Consider the following 16,549-nt stretch of genomic DNA (forward strand, 5'->3'; position numbering starts at 1 on the left):
AACCCTCCCCCGCACGCGGGGGAGGGAGCCGTGTCCGTACGCTGCCACCATCCTCAAGAGATGGAGGAAGGTACTTGATGCGTACTTCGCCCCTTCCCCCGCAAGCGGGGGAGGGTTGGGATGGGGGCAAGGTCAGCGCCCGCAGGTACGGCGGTGCGAGGTAGTGACGGCCGAAAGCCTGCACAGCCTCCCCCAAAACTCAAAACCGCCCCGACACCTTCATCGACACGATCATCCCGCCCAGCGCCAGCACCGAGGCGATCACCACCCCGGTCGCGCCGTACATGCTCTCGTACAGCCACGCGCCGCGTCTGTGTCCACGCCGGGCGATATCGCGCGCCACCATGGGCTTCATCATCCGGCGCAGCGGCACCAGGCACTGGTAGTTGATGACGGCCATGCCGATCGCCGCCGCCAGCGTCATCGGCAACCAACTGCGGCTGAGGGCGGCGGCGGCCATGATGCTGACACCGACCGCCGCCGCGGTAGCGGTGTTCATGCGGATGAAGCGGCGCAACTGCGCGCGTTCGGTTTCGGTATCGGCAAAACTCAGCAGCAGGCGGCCACCGAAGTACGTGCCCAGCGCGCCACCGACCACGCCGCCGATCACCGCGCCCAGCGAGAAACCGGCGGTGACGCCGCCGTGGGCCAGCGTGTCGTAGGCGCCCATCAGCGTGCCCATCGCGGTGCCGCCGGACAGCGACGAAACGCCCAGCCCGCTGGCGCCCAGCTTGCCGGCACTGGCCGAACCCACGCCGACCGCGCCGGCGCCGATGGCGATGGCGGCGCTGGCGACCGGCGCCGCACCCATCAGCCCGCTGACCACCAGCACGGTGAAGGCCGCGCCGGGCGCGGTGGAGCGGGCGAACTCGCCGAAACGCTTCAGCATTTCCTCGCGCACGATGCCGCGCGCACGCGACAGGCGCTTGCGCACCGCCGCGTCGCTCAGGCCCAGCAATTCGGCCACCTGCAGCGAGCTCTGCCCTTCGCGATAGAACAGCAGCAGGGTTTCGCGGGCATCTTCCGGCAGCGACGAGATGATGTCGGCGGCGGCGATTTCCTCCTCGGTGCGCAGCAGGCGTTCGGCCGGCGAGGGCGAGGGATCGGCGGTCAGGGTGATCGCCAGTTCCGCCGCTTCGCCCGACATCGGCTTGTGGTGCTGGGTGCGCAGGTAGTCGCGCGCCAGGTTGCGGGTTATCTGGCGCAGCCAGGGCAGGAAGCTGGCGCTGTTCTTCAGTCGGTCGAGCCGCTGCCAGGCGCGCAGGAAGGCTTCCTGCGCGATGTCCTCGCTGGCCTGCACGTCGCGAGTGATGGCGTAGGCGATCGCGGTGACCGTGTTCTGGCAGGCGCTGACGATGCGGCCATAGGCATCCTGATTGCCACGCGCGGCGGCGGGCAGCTCGTGCTGCAGCATCAGGTCGAGGGTCTGGGCATTCATCGGGGCGGGGCTTCCTTGGGTTCCTGGTCCCCGGGACGAGACCGCCCGAAAAATGTGACCAAGCCGGATCAGCCTCCGGAAGCCGGCTTCACCTGTACCCGCACCGCGTCGTCTTCCTCGGTCTCGTCGGCGGGCGCGGGTGCCGGCTGCGTGGGCGCGGCGGGTGCCGCGGCCGGCGCCGGAGCGGGTGCGGCCGGGCGCGGCGCGCGGTGGCGCAACACCGTGAACACCGCCGCCACCGCAATCAGGCCTAGCAGGATCAGGCGGATGCGCCAGGCCCAGGAGTTGCGCTTCGGCGGATCGTCCTGGGTGCTGGTGAAGGTCAGCGGCGCCGGACCCGCGCCGGGGCGGGTGGTTTCCAGCAGCCCGGCGTCGCGCAGGATCTGGCGCGCGCGCGGCTGGTCTTCCGGATGCCGCACCCACACCGCCGGCTGCAGGCCCTTCGGCACCGGTTCGGTATAGCGGAACTGGCTGCCGCGCTTGCCGCGATACGAGCGCTCGTTGCTGATGTGGACCTCGATGCCGGCGTCGCGCAGCAGCTTGGCCACACCCTCGACGGTTTCCAGACGCTGGCTGGTGAAAATCTGGCGCATCGTCGATCAGTCCTTCGCCGGCACGGCGGCCGCAGCGTGGGCGTCGGGCACCACCCGGATCAGGCCTTCCTGGGCGGTGCTGGCGACCAGCCGGCCATGGCGATCGAAGATCTGCCCGCGCGCCAGCCCGCGCGAACCCTGCGCGCTGGGGCTGTCGATCGAATACAGCAGCCAGTCGTCGGCGCGGAACGGGCGGTGGAACCACAGCGCGTGATCCAGCGAGGCCATCTGCACGTTCGGCTGGTAATAGCTGATGCCGTGCGGATAGGTCGCCGTGCCCAGCAGCTGGAAATCGGAGGCGTAGGCCAGCAGGGCGCGATGCAGCTCGGGCGAATCGCCGACCTTCTCGCTCAGACGGAACCACACCTGCTGGAACGGCGGCCGCTTGGGCGGATTCAGTTCGTCGCGCGGATACACGTGGCGGAACTCGAACGGCCCGCGCCGCGACAGCCAGCGCTGCACCTTGATCGGCAGCGTCGCCATCACCTCGGCCGGCACCGGCGGCGCCGGCGTCACGTCCTCGGGCTGCGGCACCTCGGGCATCGACAACTGGTGTTCCGCGCCGGCTTCCTCGCCCTGGAACGAGGCCGCGCAGAAGAAGATCACCCGCCCATGCTGGATCGCCGTGACCCGGCGCACCGAGAAACTGCCGCCATCGCGCGTGCGATCCACCTCGTAGACGATCGGCGCCTCGATGTTGCCGGCGCGCAGGAAGTAGGCATGCAGCGAATGCGCCCGGCGCTCGCCTTCACCTTCCACCGTCGCCTGCGCGGCCGACAGCGCCTGTCCCAGCACCTGCCCGCCGAACACGTACTTGGTGCCGATATCGCGGCTCTGGCCCCGGAACAGGTTGTCCTCCAGCCGCTCCAGCGAGAGCAGGTCGATGAGTTCGCTGACGACGGGTTCGGGCTTGGCAGACACGGCGGCTCGCAAGGCGGGTCGGAAGGGTGGGGATTATACGGGGCGGGGGCTTGGGGCCTCAGGGCCGGATTGGGCATTCGGGATTCGGGATTCGGGATTCGGGATTGGAGCATCAGATCGAGGACATCCCCGCTCTTGCCTCCCCCTTCGCAGAAGGGGGACCGAGGGGGATTTGCTTTTGGCGGGAAAACCCACAACCCCCACCTGTGGGAGCGACGTCAGTCGCGAATCCGGGATCCCGAATCGCGACTGACGTCGCTCCCACAAGGAAACCCCATCAGGGCACCCACCGCACCAGTCACACTGCTGCCATCACCTGTATCTGCGGAAAACATGCGCCGCCCAAAATTCCGCTCGGAAGCAAGCTTTGCCTCCCCCTTCGCAGAAGGGGGACCGAGGGGGATTTGCTTTTGGCGGGAAAACCCACAACCCCCACCTGTGGGAGCGACGTCAGTCGCGAATCCGGGATCCCGAATCGCGACTGACGTCGCTCCCACAAAGAAACCCCATCAGGGCACCCACCGCACCAGTCACACTGCTGCCATCGCCCGTTTCCCACGGAAAAACATGCGCCACCAAAATTCCGCTCGGAAGCAAGCTTTGCCTCCCCCTTCGCAGAAGGGGGACCGAGGGGGATTTGCTTCTGGCGGGAAGACCCACAACCCCCACCTGTAGGAGCGACGTCAGTCGCGACCCGATGGCTTCCGGTCGCGACTGACGTCGCTCCCACAAGGAAACCCCATCAGGGCTCCAACCGTGTCAGCCCCACCGCCACCATCACCCGTTCCCACGGGAACAGTGGCCCCGGATCCAGTTTCCGCTGCACCTGCACCGCCGGATCATCGCTCGCCGGCTCCAGCGTCCGATCCAGATCCTCGTGCCCGGCAATCCACCGTAGCGCCGGCAGTTGCGACGGCAGCCAGCGCAGCAGCGCAATCAACGCCTCGATCTGCGCTTCGGTATACGGCTCTTCCATCCGCTGGTGGTCGCTCGCCAGCCAATGCGGATAGCGGCCGATGTTCACCAGCTCGATGCCAATGGCGCGCGGGTTGTAACCGCGCACATGGTGCGCCACCCGGTCCAGCGCCACGTACTGGTGCACGCTGCCGTCGCGATCGATATAGAAGTGCCCGCTGTTGCCGGTACCCGACCCCGGATACAGGATCTCCTCGCCAAACCGCCGCGCCGTCGCCAGATCCGGCAGCTCGGTGCAATGGATCACCACCAGATCCACCTGTGCCAGCGGGCGCGGCTCCAGCCGGGTTTCATAGGGCAGGGGAGCGGAGTGGATGGCGGGCGCGTCGGACATGCCGGGCATGCTAGCAGGCCGATACCGGCGCGCGGCTCAAGTAAACTGGCGGCCTGCGCCGCGGCCGTCGCGGCGGGATGATCCCCATGCCCCTGTCTCCCGATTCCCCGCTTGCCCAGTTGATGGCCCGCCTGCCGCGCGCCGGCCAGGTCGAATGGATTGGCCTGCGTCCCGCCCGCGACGTGGCGATGGTGCCGGTGCAGCAGGTCGAAGCCGTCACCGGCATCGGCCTGGTCGGCGACCGCTATGCCGGCGGCAGCGGCAAGCGCGGCATCACCCTCATCCAGGCCGAACACCTGCCGGCCATCGCCGCGCTGGCCGCGCGTGCGGATCTGCAACCGGCGCTGCTGCGACGGAACGTGGTGGTCTCCGGGATTCCGCTGATCGCGCTGAAGGAGCGCCGCTTCCGCATCGGCGACGTCGTGCTGGAAGGCACCGACGAATGCGATCCCTGTTCGCGCATGGAAGACGCGCTCGGCCCGGGCGGCTACAACGCCATGCGCGGCCACGGCGGCCTGTGCGCGCGCATCCTCGAAGGCGGCGTGTTCCGCATCGGCGATCGCGTGGAGGCGCTGTGAGCCCGCCCTCCCGGATTCGCGGCCACTGCATCCTCTCGCACGGTTTCGAAAGCGGCCCCGACGCCACCAAGGTCACCGCGCTGGCGGACGTCGCCGAGCGCCTGGGCTGGACCCACGAACGTCCCGACTACACCGATCTGGACGCGCGCCGCGAGATCAGCTCGCTCGGTGACGTGCCCGCGCGGCTGGAACGCCTGCGCGGCCTCGCGCTCGCCGCCGCCAGCCGTGGCCCGCTGGTGCTCGCCGGCTCCAGCCTCGGCGCCTACATCGCCGGCCGCATCTCGCTGGAAGTGCCGGTGCGCGGCCTGTTCCTGATGGCGCCGCCCACCACCATGGGGCCGCTGCCGGGACTGGACGCCGCGCCGGTGCCGATTTCGGTCATCCACGGCTGGGACGATGAACTGATTCCCGCGCAGCTCGTCGTCGACTGGGCGCACGCCCGCCGCGCGCGCCTGCTGATGGTCGACGACGCGCATCGCCTGTCTTCGCACGTGGCAGCCTCCGCCGACGCGTTCGGCCAGTTGCTCGCCTCGCTGTAACCCCGCCGCGCCGCGTTCAGCCCGCGTCTGGCCGCGGCCGCGCGACTGCCGCTAGAATCGCGGCCTCGATTCGTCCCAGGTGTCCACGCCCATGCGCCATTGATGCCGCCGTCGCTTCAGACGGCCCAGGTTCCCGCCGGCCCCGCGCCGAGGGAGTTCCCGTGGCATCACATGGAATCCGCATGACGAATCCTTTCCTGACGCTCGACCGCGCGTCGTTGTCCCTGCCCGACGGCAGGATCCTTTTCTCCGATCTCGACCTGCACCTGGACGCCCCCCCGACCGGGCTGGTGGGGCGCAATGGCGTGGGCAAGAGCGTGCTTGCGCGCCTGCTGGCCGGAGAGGTCGAACCCACCGCCGGCAAGCGCGCCGCCAGCGGCCGCGTGCACTACCTGCCGCAACAGATCCGCGTGCCACCCGGCGCCACCGTCGCCTCGCTCGCCGGCGTCGATGGTCCGCTGGACGCGCTTGCGCGCATCGAGGCCGGCAGCGCCGAGGTGCGCGATTTCGATGCGTTGGGCGATCGTTGGGACATCCGCCAGCAACTCGCGCAGGCATTGGAGGCGCAGGGCCTGCCGGATCTCGCGCCGGATCGCGCCGCCGACACCCTCAGCGGCGGCGAGGCGATGCGCGTGGCGCTGGCCGGCGCGTTCCTGTCCGAGGCCGACTTCCTGATCCTCGACGAACCCAGCAACCACCTCGACGCGCCGCAACGCCAGCGCCTGCACGCGCAACTCGCCCAATGGCAGAACGGCCTGCTGGTGATCAGCCACGATCGCCGCCTGCTCGACACCTTCGCCCGCATCGAGGAACTGTCGCCGCACGGCCTGCGGACCTACGGCGGCGGTTATGGTTTCTACGCCGCGCGCAAGGCGGAGGAGCAGGCGCAGGCGCAGCGCGAACTGGAGCAGACCAAGGCCGCCGTGCAGCGCCAGGAACGCGCGCTGCGCGAACAGCGCGAACGCCAGCAACGCCGGCAGGCGCGCGGCAACCGCGACGCGCGCGACGCCAACCAGGCACCGATCCTGATGGGCCTGCGCAAGGACCGCAGCGAGGACAGCGCCGGCCGTTTCGCCGCCCGCCAGCAGGCCGCGCGCGAACAGCTCGGCGCGCAGTTACGCGAGGCCGCGCGCAGGCAGGAGCCCGCGGTGGAACTGGCCCTGTTCGCGCCCGATGCGGCCTCCGCGCAGGACCGTATCGCCTTGCGCCTGGAAGACGCGGTGCTGCCGTTCGTACCCGCCACCGCCCAAGGCATGAACCTCACCCTCACCGGGCGCCAGCGCATCGGCATCACCGGTGCCAACGGCAGCGGCAAATCCACGCTGCTGAAGGTGCTGGCCGGGCAGGTGCCGCTCTTGTCCGGACATCGCCGCGCGCACGTGCCGGTGGCGTGGCTGGATCAGCGCCTGGCCGGGCTGGATCCCGCCGCCAGCGTGTTGGCGCAGTTGCGCGAGGCCAACCCGGACGCGGGCGAGGCCGCGCTGCGCACCCGGTTGGCGCTGTTGGGGCTGGACGCCGGCCACATCGACGGCCCCAGCGCGAAACTCAGCGGCGGCGAGCGCCTCAAGGCCGCGCTGGCCTGCGTGCTGTACGCCGCGCAGCCGGCGGGCCTGCTGCTGCTGGACGAACCCGGCAACCATCTGGATCTGGCCGGGCTGGACGCGCTGGAAAGCATGCTGCGCCAGTACCGCGGCGCGCTGGCCGTGGTCTCCCACGACGAGGCCCTGCTGGAACGGCTGGACCTGACCCATCGCCTGCACCTGTCGCGGGAAAGCTGGGCCCTGTCGCACGCCTGAGCGCGCGCGGGGCCGGTTTTCCGTGTGTTTCCACCCCCAATCCGGCAAAATTGCCCGGCAAAACCGCGCCCGTCCGCGCCCCGTCGTCCCGAGTTCCGGAGTCCACTTGAAGTTCTTTGTTTCCTGCGCCAAGGGCCTGGAGTACCTGCTCGCCGACGAGCTGACGGCGCTGGGCGCCCACCGCGCCACCGCCACCATCGCCGGCGTCAACGTCGAAGGCGAACTGCGCGACGCCCAGCGCGCCGTGCTGTGGTCGCGCCTGGCCAGCCGCGTGCTGTGGCCCATCGCCGACTACGACTGTCCGGACGAGCAGGTGCTCTACGACGGCGCCGCCGCCATCGCCTGGGAAAACCACCTGCGCCCGGAACTCACCCTCGCGGTGGACGCGCATGTCTCCGGCCAGACCATCACCCACGCGCGCTACGCCGCCCAGCGGATCAAGGACGCGGTGGTGGATCGCCTGCGCCAGCAGGGACTGGAACGTCCCTCGGTGGATGTCGAACAGCCGGACGTGCGCATCAACCTGTCGCTGCGCAAGGGCCGCGCCACGCTGTCGATTGATCTCGGCGGTGGTCCGATGCACCGCCGCGGCTGGCGCCGCGAACAGAACGAGGCGCCGTTGAAGGAAAACCTCGCCGCCGGCGTATTGATGCGCGGCGGTTGGCCGGCGCTGTACCACGCCGGTGGCGCGCTGCTGGATCCCATGTGCGGCAGCGGCACCTTGCTGATTGAAGGCGCGCTGATGGCGGCCGACGTCGCCCCCGGCCTGCAACGCCACGGCAACGCGCTGCCGACGCGCTGGCTGGGCTTCGACACGCAGGCCTGGCGCGATCTGTTCGCCGACGCCGTCGCCCGCGAGACCGAAGGCCGTCGCGCGCTGCAACCGCGTTTCTTCGGCAGCGATCTGGATTCACGCGCCATCCGCGCCGCCAGCGAGAACGCGACCCTGGCGGGATTGGCCGGGCAGATTCAATTCCAGACCCGCGACGTCGCCCAGCTGGAAGCCCCCGGCGAAGGCGGCGGCCTGGTGGTCTGCAATCCGCCCTACGACGAACGCCTGGCCGCCGACGCGACGCTGTACCGCATGCTCGGCGACGCGCTGCAACGCGCCGTGCCCGGTTGGCGCGCCAGCCTGCTGTGCGGCAACGCCGATCTGGCCCACGCCACCGGCCTGCGCGCGCAGAAGAAATACCAGGTGTTCAACGGCGCCATCGAGTGCGCGCTGATCGTCTGCGATCCCGTCGCCGCGCCCGCCCGCGAGCGCAGCGAACCGCGTCCGCTCAGCGAAGGCGCGCAGATGGTCGCCAACCGCATCCGCAAGAACCTCAAGAAGCTCAAGAGCTGGCGCGCCCGCGAAGACGTCACCTGCTATCGCGCCTACGACGCCGACCTGCCCGAATACGCCGCCGCCATCGACGTGTACGAAGCCGAGAACGACGGCGGCGCCTACCTGCACATCCAGGAATACGCCGCCCCGGCCAGCATCCCGGAAACCGACGTGCGCCGCCGTTTCAGCGAGCTGCTGGCCGCCGCGCGCGAAGTCTTCGCCGCGCCGCCGGATCGGGTGGCGATCAAGTCGCGCGCGCGCGGCAAGGGCGGCAGCAAGTACGGCCGCTTCGACCAGAAGGACCAGACCCTGTGGGTGCGGGAAAACAACGCCCGCCTGCAGGTCAACCTGTTCGACTACCTCGACACCGGCCTGTTCCTGGATCACCGCCCGCTGCGCCGGCGCATGGCCCAGGAAGCGCGCGGCAAGCGCTTCCTCAACCTTTTCAGCTACACCGGCGTCGCCAGCGTGCAGGCCGCCGTCGGCGGCGCGGCCACCACCACCAGCGTGGACCTGTCCGGCACCTACCTGGAATGGTGCGGGCGCAATCTGGCCGGCAATAACTTCGGCGGCGCCCACCACCGCCTCGTGCAGGCCGACGCGGTGCGCTGGCTGGAAGCCGAGCAGGGCGAATACGACCTGATCTTCTGCGACCCGCCTACCTTCTCCAACTCCGCCCGCGCCGACGACTTCGACATCCAGAAGGAACACGTGCGCCTGCTGCGCGCGGCGGTCGCCCGACTGGCGCCCAACGGCGTGCTGTACTTCAGCAACAACTTCCGCCGCTTCCGCCTGGACGAAAACGAAATCGCCGCCTTCGCCCGCTGCGAGGACATCACTCCGCAGACCCTCCCCCCGGACTTCGAGCGCAACGCCCGCATCCACCGCTGCTGGAAGCTCACCCGCTTCTGAGTCCGGATACCGCCGCCCCGGGGCGGCGGATAGTCCCACTAATCCGACTTCACCGGCTCCGATACCAGGCGGCCGGCGCGTATGCGTACCTGGATGGTCTGGCCAATCGAAAAGCCAGCCTGCTCCAGCCAGCGGCCTTGCAGGCGCAGCGAGGGGAAGGGCGGCGTGGGGCGGCCCTTGCCGGTGTGTGGGTAATAGGCGTAGCCGGTTTTGAGTTGGCGCTCGCGAGGGTAGGGGCGGCGGGTCTTGTTGCCTGCCATGTTGGCCTCCGGTCGATATCGGAAAACCGCGAGGACGGACGCGGACACCGCTAGCGGGGGAGGTGTGTTGAGCACCGGTGCTTAAACTACTTCCTCAAAGGCTGAAGACCATGACGCTGTTTGTCGGTTGACTGCTTATGACCCAAAGCGGACATCCGGGGATATCTTACGCGGTCGAAGAACGGGCGAGTCTCGCTCGCTCGATTAGGGGCGCGCCCAAACCCAGGTAACGTACCTTTAGACACAGCCTCTGTAGGTCCGGTTATACGTCGGCTTGTTGGCCGGTGCCAGCGGCCATAAGATCCAGCGGTATCAAGGGACAGCCCACCATACGGTGCGCTGCGTAGAAGTCGTATGACCGGACCGTGGATCCGGCTATCAGGTAATTAGGTGCCGGATGAAGATAATCGTATGCGTGGCATCTGTATTTCTGTTTGTCATGCCATTCCGAGCGCTGGCAAAAGATCAGTGCGACTTTGATCTGACGGCTGTCGCTCAACAGCTCTCGGCGAAGGCTAAAAAGATCCCTGGAGCCACGCAGATCTCACCCTCCGAGTTCCTCTGGGTCGAGGCTTCCGGTCGAAAGATACAGATCGGTTATGGCGGCTGCGTGGACCTTGGCGTCGAAGTCTCTGTATCTAAGCCTGTCGGCTCGCGTGCGCCGCTCACTCAGGATGACCTCGTTCGAGCAGTAGCGCGATACTGGTCAGCTACTAATGCGAAGTCGCTGGGGGAAGCGTTGGCCGGCGGGCGCGGTGATGTTCGAGCCAATGGAAACGTTCGGGTGATTGAGTTTGGCCCAGACATTAGTGATGCCTTTCCCTTTGGTTTTACGGTTTCGCTATCGCCCAACCATGTAGCGGTATCGTGGCAAGAGCTCTAGCCGCCCCCTGACAATTCATTCAAGCCGAACCGCTTTGCTGGCAGGCTTAATTCAGTGTTTCCCGATGTCCGTTTCTGGCCGAAAGCGGCCATCGAGCTGGCCGGACCGCAAGTCGGGTGCTAACGTCCGGTTTCGACCAAAGCGGAAATTTTTGGAGTTCCCGCACCCATGCAGTGGATCGAGAAGCTAGACCGAGATGGCTGGAACCCGATCATCGACGAATTGGTATGGCATCTCGAACAAGGCCGCGCAGTGGTTCGGATCCAGCTACAGGACCTGCCGGAATCGGGAGTCGAGTTCAACTTCGCGAATGCGCCGTCTTTGTTTCTGAAAGTTGAACGGCGGAAGTTGGGGGACGTCGGCCGCCGAAGTAGTGGCAAGGTTCGACGAGTTGGCCTCCGTCGAGCTCGCTAGTAACTTGTGAGATTCGTGTGCGCTTGGATGTCGCTCCTGGCCGAAAGCGGACATCTGCTAGGCAGGGATGATTAGTGCAGTTGCAAGAACAGGCGGAGTGTAGATTTTCTTAACTCTGTGATAATGGCCAACCTGTTGAGTCTCTATTCCGTTTTCCCAACTACTGAACTCCGATTTGGTTGAGACCTATGAGCCGTCTTTTCCTTGATGTTGTCGCCTTCGCCCTGATGTTGGTTGCGGTGCCAGTTTTTGCACAAGATGCTCCAGAGCCCACCGACGTTCCCAGTGTCACGCTGCCGCCCGAACTGGATCGAGTACTCCGCGACTACGAGAGCGCATGGCGCGCGGGTGACGCGGCGGCCCTCGCGGCGCTGTTCGCGGAGGATGGCTTCATCCTGCAAAGCAATCGTCCGCCCGTCCGCGGACGCAAGGCCATCCAGGCCACCTATGAAGGCGGAAGCGGCGGTCCGCTGCGGCTACGCGCGCTCGCCTTTTACACCGAAGCCACGACCGGCTACATCGTCGGCGCCTACGGCTACGGTGATAGCCCCGGCGACACCGGCAAGTTCACCCTCACGCTTCGCCGCACCCCCGGCCAGCCGTGGCTGATCTTCTCGGACATGGATAATCAGAACGCGCCGCCAAAGCCTGGGTCTGGAAATGTTGACGCTGGTGAGGCGGATTCATGCAGAAAGGGAAACATCACTGATATCCAATTGAAGGATGTCCCTGCTGATGAGGTTTCAAGAACGTTTGAAAGTGAAGGGTTCGGGGGGCTTGGGGGATACCAGGTGGCGGGAGTCCAAGAAGCACTAGGACCCTGTGTAACGAAGATAGTCGGATTTATGGTTGATGGAATTTACCTCCATGGCGGGATAGCCATGCATATAGAAGGGAGGATAGCCAGGGAGGAGGCGCGATATCCTTTCAAGGGGCCGGATATCATCAGTGGCGACGCCGATCTGGGTTCCAACTTTGTCCAAGCGTCCAGGATTGGCTATCTAAGAGATCAGTCTGGAATTAAGGAGTCCTACCTAGGACTTTGGCGGAGTCCATCCTCGTCAGAGGTTGCCGTGTTCTTGAAGAGCGCAGGTGGAGTCTATGGAAAGAAGGTTGCGCTGTTCAAAACAAACTTGGATATTTCTGGATTGCGGTATTTTCCTAGCCCGGATTCTAGTGCGGGTCAGATTACGCTACTCGTAAAGAAAAATGACAATCCTTGGCTAGTTCGTGTGGATTGGACGCATCCGGGAATGTGGGAGTTGATGAACTCGATAGAGTAAATCTGGCTCGGATTTCCAATGTTTCAGAAGACGTGTGGCCTTGAAGAGTATAGGCGGGTAAGGGAATGTCTTCGCTCCTCCGATCGGACGTCAAAGATAGTAGATCTCATCGGGTATACGGTGAGATCTATCTATCGGATAGCAGGTCAAGTAGAAATCTTGTAATAGGTGCGGGAATCGTCTTCGCTGCGCTTATAGCATCGGCGTCCTGGGCAAAGTACTCGTGAGTCGAGTACGCGCATGGCGTAGTTGGTCTAGATAAGCCATGGGTAAAGGTGATTGCCCGGCGACCAGGGGTGGTCGATCAGGTCTTCGTGAAAGAAGAGGCCTAGTGGAAAAAGGACAACGACTGGTGTTGATATCGGTCGATTTGGCTGCGCCTGACAAGCGATTTGCGATGGCCGAGGGATTGGAGTCGCTCCAGAATCAGGAAACTCTCGTTAGACAACGACTCTCCATTTCTGGAGAAAAATTCAGAAAAGACGGGAGCGACTTTCCAATTCAAGAAGTTCCGTAAGAACGGAAATATCGTCCCGTTCGCGGAGGATGGCTTCATCCTGCAAAGCAATCGTCCGCCCGTCCGGGGACGCAAGGCCATCCAGGCCGTCTATGAAGGTGGGAGCGGCGGCCCGCTGCGGCTACGCCCCCGGCCTGCTTCGGAAACACCGTCCGCGAACGTCTCTTCATGGCCGGAAGCGGACATTGATCCAGACGATTTGCCCGGGGCATTGCGCGACCTTCACGACGCGGTGTTGATGAACCTGAGATTGCCTTGCCGATGGGTCAGGCGGAAAGAACATCCCGATAGCGCTCGAACATCCTCGCGTTGATCGCGTCAACATGCAGGTGCTTACGGATGAATGCGGATCCTTCTCTGCCGAAGTCGGCATAGCCGCCACTTGATGCGCTGCTCAAGGACGTCCATAGCGACGGGATGTCGAGATCAGCCAACGCCGCCGATCCGAGGCCGCCAAAGTTGCATTCAGCGGCCGCGAGCAGCCCCGGCATGTCGAACAACGGACATGCCCCTCCACTTCCCACGGCTATGCCCGGGCGCCCCATCGCAATGGCCTCCATCGCGCCGCGGCCGGCAGCAATAATCGCCGAGGCTTCGCTGTATCGCTTCGCCAGTTGTGGCGATGTGATCCACCCATCGAACGCTACCAAGCGCTTTCCGGCGTTCGAGTAAAGCGATTCAGCGGCCTCATGAAGCTCCCCGATGAGGGTGCCCTGCCCGGCAACGATCCACTCCACGTCGAAATCTTGTTCGGCAGCTTGCCGCTCCCACATGAGCCGAACTAGGTCAACGACGTTCCGCTTGTCTGCATCGAAGCGGGAGGCCACCACGATCGTCCTCGCCTCGACCGCCGACGGCGCCGCGAAGTGAGTGAAATCAACACCGTTGGGGGCAATGCTGATGCGGTCGTGGCAAGCCGGGATCAGGCTATGGACCCGACGTCGAATCGACGCGGATACGCAGAAGACGTGAGCCAGCCGATCGGCATACTGCGCGATCGAATCGACCCACTCGCCATGCACCGTGAAGAACAGCGGCGCACCGGTCTTGGCTGACAGATCGAGAAGGAGCTGACGGGATGGCCCCGGGTGTGCGTGGAGAACATTGCACGGCGCGAGATAGTCCCTAGCTTCGCCAAGCGACTTCTCGCAGTCGAAGTCGACACCAATGACACCGAAGCCTTGGGCCAACAAGGAGTCTCGAAACGGTCCAAACGGCAGAGCCAAGCGAACATCGAAATTCTCGCTTCGAGCATGTAGCGCGGTTGCCCTGATGTTTTCCTGTAGCCCACCCATCGGCGCTCTATACCACGCCGATATCCCCAGATTTCCCATCGGAGGCACCCTCCAACAAGTCGAGGGGAATGGTATCAGATGGACTGGCTACTCCTGCGAGTTCGGCCAGCTTGACGCCGCAAGCGTCGGAGCCGTTTGGCGGCCACGTATTACTACCAGCTCTGGGTCTTTTCGCGTGGCATTTGACATGCCAGATGTTTCACGCGACGAATGGCCGCCGATAGCGGACGGTCCGCCGGGCAAGGCCGCCTCGGCGGAGCTAATGTCCGCTTCGTGGGAACGGACCTCGGTATCGCACCCCATGGAGTCGGTCCGCTGTTCCACCGAAGACCGCCGCAAGTGGCCTTCCCCCCACACCCGCACCCCCTCGACTATTGGCAGCAAGGTCTTGCCGTACTCGGTCAGCTGGTAAATCACCGGCGCGGGCACGGGGCCGGTAGGGATGCGATCTACTAGGCCATGAGCTTCGAGCTCCCGCAATTGTTCGGCGAGCACCTTGTTCGAGATCGGGGTGACGCGGTGTTGCAGGCCGGCGAAGTGCAGTTCGCTGTGCGCCAGCCAGTAGAGGATCGTCAGTTTCCACTTGCCGCCGATGGCGGCGAAGGCGGCCGCCAGCGGGCAGCCTTCGAGCGGATTGGGCCGGGCATGGTTACCCGCAGGTACCTTCTTGTTCATGCTGGCCTCGCGTTCCTATCCTGCGCGCATCATGGGAGACGGGACGAGACGATGCAAAACCCTGCGCGAAGCTGGCTCGGCGGCACCTGCCTGGCCGTGGCATTGCTGGCGATGAACGCGTCGGCACGGACGCCGCCAGTCGTCGCTGTCGTGCCGGGCGACGGCCAGCACGACTTCGACTGGGAAATCGGCACCTGGAAGACCGAACTGTGGCGGCTGGCCAAGCCGTTGTCCGGCTCGCAGGAGTGGGTGGAATACGCCGGTACCAGCGTCGTCCGGAAAGTGCTGGACGGACGCGCCAACCTGGTTGAACTGCGCGTGGCGGGCCCGACCGGAAACATCGAAGGCGTGAGCCTGCGCCTGTACAACCCGCAGGCCGGGCAGTGGAGCCTGCACTACGCCGGCGCCCGCAGCGGCACCCTGACCCGTCCGGTCCACGGCAGCTTCCGCAACGGCCGTGGCGAGTTCTACGGCCAGGAAGACCTCGACGGCAAGGCCATCCTGGTGCGCTTCGTCATCTCTGACATCACCCCCAACTCGGCGCGATTCGAGCAGGCTTACTCGGACGACGGTGGACGCCATTGGGAAACCAACTGGATCGCGGTCGATACGCGCATCGGGGATGGGACGTAGGGGGAGATGGTTACCCGGCACCACCGAAGATCCTTTGGAGGATGGCCGACCCGATGCGCAAATTGTTCCACCAACATTTACAACGGACAGGATTCACGGCATAAGGCGCCAGGATTCCCTTCGGATCGGTCAGATAAATCGATTGATTGGGTTGCTGATTGTTGCGAAGCTACCGCAAAGAGGGTTTCCCGATTTCTTCACAGGCTGGATGTTGTTGATGCGGGCAGCACATATATGGAAGCAATCCGGGCGAATCTCGCTGTGGCGCTATACCGAGAACGAGCGCAACTACCCGGGCTGGCACTTCAATGCAGATGCGGCAGGCTGCCATTCGCTGGTGGCCTTGCTTGACGCCCTGTCCAGGGATGGCGAGGGGACTCGAACCGTGAGCATTTCAGCGCCGGCCAACGATCAGTTGCGCGTACCCAACAACAAGTCCGGTCTCGCGGCCTGGCAGGCGCCGGACAAGCTGAAGGTAATCTTGTCCGCACGCCCGGACGATTGGTCCTTTCCGCCGGCAATCGAACCGGCCGTCGTTACGCTGGGAACCTCATGGCTAGCGCCATTGAGCGAGGGTATCCAGGGTATCGCCAAAGGGCGGGGCGATCATGCCATCGGTAGCAAAGATCATCACCTTTGGTTTTGGTGGTGTCTTGGATAGGCCCTTCAGTGGTGACCGGCAGTTCATCAAATCCAGGACCTTTCCGGCTTGGCCCAATCGGGGACCAATTTCTATGCTGCTCAGATGCGTTGCGGCCCTGACGTTCCTGTTGCTGACTGGTTGCGGCTTCGTGAGCTATGAGGACGTCAGTGGTGAACCCGAGTACTCGAAATATGTGGGAACCCGATACAGAACCACGGAAGACATGGAGATCTATCGCATCAGCATGGAACGCAACTACGGCCCGTTGCCGAGCATTTACGAGATAGTCCAGTCGCCAGGCTTCGGTGGGCCGGAGGTTCTCGCCAGGACGGACTTTCCCGAAGGCTCGACGATGCAAATCCTGTCGGTCAAGCGATGCAAGGATTGCTATCTGGATGAAGAACCAAGAATGCACGTGGTGGTTCGTCTCGACTCGGACAGGCGGTTTGATGATTGGGAGGTGCAGGTCGATCTGGGCTTGTTGTCGTCCCATATGCAAGAAGTTACTGAATTTGGTTCGCGCGACTGACGTC

General features: G+C 65.0%; 15 protein-coding genes and 2 pseudogenes. 10 read left to right on the forward strand and 7 right to left on the reverse strand.

What is annotated here, in order from left to right; all coding sequences use genetic code 11:
* Window positions 1-199 precede the first annotated feature (199 nt).
* The 4 genes from FG323_RS18195 to FG323_RS18210 all read right to left on the reverse strand — a co-directional run bounded on the left by FG323_RS18195 (window position 200) and on the right by FG323_RS18210 (window position 4,261).
* Window positions 200-1,438, reverse strand: coding sequence for a sigma-70 family RNA polymerase sigma factor (locus FG323_RS18195; protein ID WP_141456140.1), 1,239 nt, complete (start codon window positions 1,436-1,438; stop codon window positions 200-202).
* A 68-nt stretch (window positions 1,439-1,506) separates the two neighbouring features.
* Complete coding sequence (locus FG323_RS18200) at window positions 1,507-2,031, reverse strand: pathogenicity-like protein (RefSeq protein WP_141456141.1); 525 nt, start codon at window positions 2,029-2,031, stop codon at window positions 1,507-1,509.
* Between the two features lie 6 nt (window positions 2,032-2,037).
* Window positions 2,038-2,952, reverse strand: a complete 915-nt coding sequence (gene tesB, locus FG323_RS18205) for an acyl-CoA thioesterase II (protein ID WP_141456142.1) — start codon at window positions 2,950-2,952, stop codon at window positions 2,038-2,040.
* 742 nt (window positions 2,953-3,694) lie between these two features.
* On the reverse strand, window positions 3,695-4,261 hold the full coding sequence (locus FG323_RS18210) for an N-acetylmuramoyl-L-alanine amidase (protein WP_141456143.1): 567 nt from the start codon (window positions 4,259-4,261) through the stop codon (window positions 3,695-3,697).
* 86 nt (window positions 4,262-4,347) lie between these two features.
* Here FG323_RS18210 and FG323_RS18215 point away from each other — a divergent pair, with 86 nt between their 5' ends.
* The 4 genes from FG323_RS18215 (at window position 4,348) to rlmKL (ending at window position 9,413) form a co-directional block, all read left to right on the forward strand.
* Window positions 4,348-4,839 carry an MOSC domain-containing protein gene (locus FG323_RS18215; protein ID WP_141456144.1) on the forward strand — a complete coding sequence of 164 codons (492 nt, stop codon included), beginning with the start codon at window positions 4,348-4,350 and terminating at the stop codon, window positions 4,837-4,839.
* A gap of 14 nt (window positions 4,840-4,853) precedes the next feature.
* A complete protein-coding gene (locus tag FG323_RS18220) occupies window positions 4,854-5,378 on the forward strand; it encodes a hypothetical protein (RefSeq protein ID WP_141456405.1) in 525 nt (174 codons plus the stop codon).
* A gap of 182 nt (window positions 5,379-5,560) precedes the next feature.
* Entirely contained in the window at window positions 5,561-7,174 is a 1,614-nt protein-coding gene (locus tag FG323_RS18225; protein ID WP_141456145.1) for an ABC-F family ATP-binding cassette domain-containing protein, read from the forward strand.
* A 106-nt stretch (window positions 7,175-7,280) separates the two neighbouring features.
* Window positions 7,281-9,413 carry a bifunctional 23S rRNA (guanine(2069)-N(7))-methyltransferase RlmK/23S rRNA (guanine(2445)-N(2))-methyltransferase RlmL gene (rlmKL, locus tag FG323_RS18230; protein WP_141456146.1) on the forward strand — a complete coding sequence of 711 codons (2,133 nt, stop codon included), beginning with the start codon at window positions 7,281-7,283 and terminating at the stop codon, window positions 9,411-9,413.
* Window positions 9,414-9,451: 38 nt separating this feature from the next.
* Here rlmKL and FG323_RS18235 read toward each other — a convergent pair whose 3' ends face one another.
* Window positions 9,452-9,673: a SymE family type I addiction module toxin gene (locus tag FG323_RS18235; protein ID WP_141456147.1), complete on the reverse strand. Its 222-nt coding sequence runs from the start codon at window positions 9,671-9,673 to the stop codon at window positions 9,452-9,454.
* Window positions 9,674-10,070: 397 nt separating this feature from the next.
* Here FG323_RS18235 and FG323_RS18240 point away from each other — a divergent pair, with 397 nt between their 5' ends.
* The 3 genes and pseudogenes from FG323_RS18240 to FG323_RS19915 all read left to right on the forward strand — a co-directional run.
* Window positions 10,071-10,556, forward strand: coding sequence for a hypothetical protein (locus tag FG323_RS18240; RefSeq protein ID WP_141456148.1), 486 nt, complete (start codon window positions 10,071-10,073; stop codon window positions 10,554-10,556).
* Between the two features lie 602 nt (window positions 10,557-11,158).
* A pseudogene (locus FG323_RS19910) lies at window positions 11,159-11,617 on the forward strand (nuclear transport factor 2 family protein); the annotation flags it as partial.
* Window positions 11,618-12,789: 1,172 nt separating this feature from the next.
* Window positions 12,790-12,897, forward strand: a pseudogene (locus FG323_RS19915) (DUF4440 domain-containing protein); the annotation flags it as partial.
* A 139-nt stretch (window positions 12,898-13,036) separates the two neighbouring features.
* On the opposite strand, the gene FG323_RS18255 reads toward FG323_RS19915, so the two are convergent.
* Both FG323_RS18255 and FG323_RS18260 read right to left on the reverse strand, forming a co-directional pair.
* Complete coding sequence (locus tag FG323_RS18255; protein WP_181444292.1) at window positions 13,037-13,996, reverse strand: glycosyltransferase family 4 protein; 960 nt, start codon at window positions 13,994-13,996, stop codon at window positions 13,037-13,039.
* Between the two features lie 156 nt (window positions 13,997-14,152).
* A complete protein-coding gene (locus tag FG323_RS18260; protein WP_181444293.1) occupies window positions 14,153-14,740 on the reverse strand; it encodes a helix-turn-helix domain-containing protein in 588 nt (195 codons plus the stop codon).
* A gap of 51 nt (window positions 14,741-14,791) precedes the next feature.
* Here FG323_RS18260 and FG323_RS18265 point away from each other — a divergent pair, with 51 nt between their 5' ends.
* The 3 genes from FG323_RS18265 (at window position 14,792) to FG323_RS18275 (ending at window position 16,545) form a co-directional block, all read left to right on the forward strand.
* The gene (locus FG323_RS18265) at window positions 14,792-15,373 is read left to right on the forward strand and encodes a hypothetical protein (protein WP_141456151.1); all 582 of its coding nucleotides are present in this window, start codon (window positions 14,792-14,794) and stop codon (window positions 15,371-15,373) included.
* A 142-nt stretch (window positions 15,374-15,515) separates the two neighbouring features.
* Window positions 15,516-16,034, forward strand: coding sequence for a hypothetical protein (locus FG323_RS18270; protein WP_255470231.1), 519 nt, complete (start codon window positions 15,516-15,518; stop codon window positions 16,032-16,034).
* On the forward strand, window positions 15,982-16,545 hold the full coding sequence (locus FG323_RS18275; protein WP_141456152.1) for a hypothetical protein: 564 nt from the start codon (window positions 15,982-15,984) through the stop codon (window positions 16,543-16,545). Before FG323_RS18270 ends, FG323_RS18275 begins: the two co-directional genes overlap by 53 nt.
* Window positions 16,546-16,549 lie beyond the last annotated feature (4 nt).

The organism is Pseudoxanthomonas sp. z9 (genome assembly GCF_006542425.1).
In the GTDB taxonomy this organism is placed as follows: domain Bacteria; phylum Pseudomonadota; class Gammaproteobacteria; order Xanthomonadales; family Xanthomonadaceae; genus Pseudoxanthomonas_A.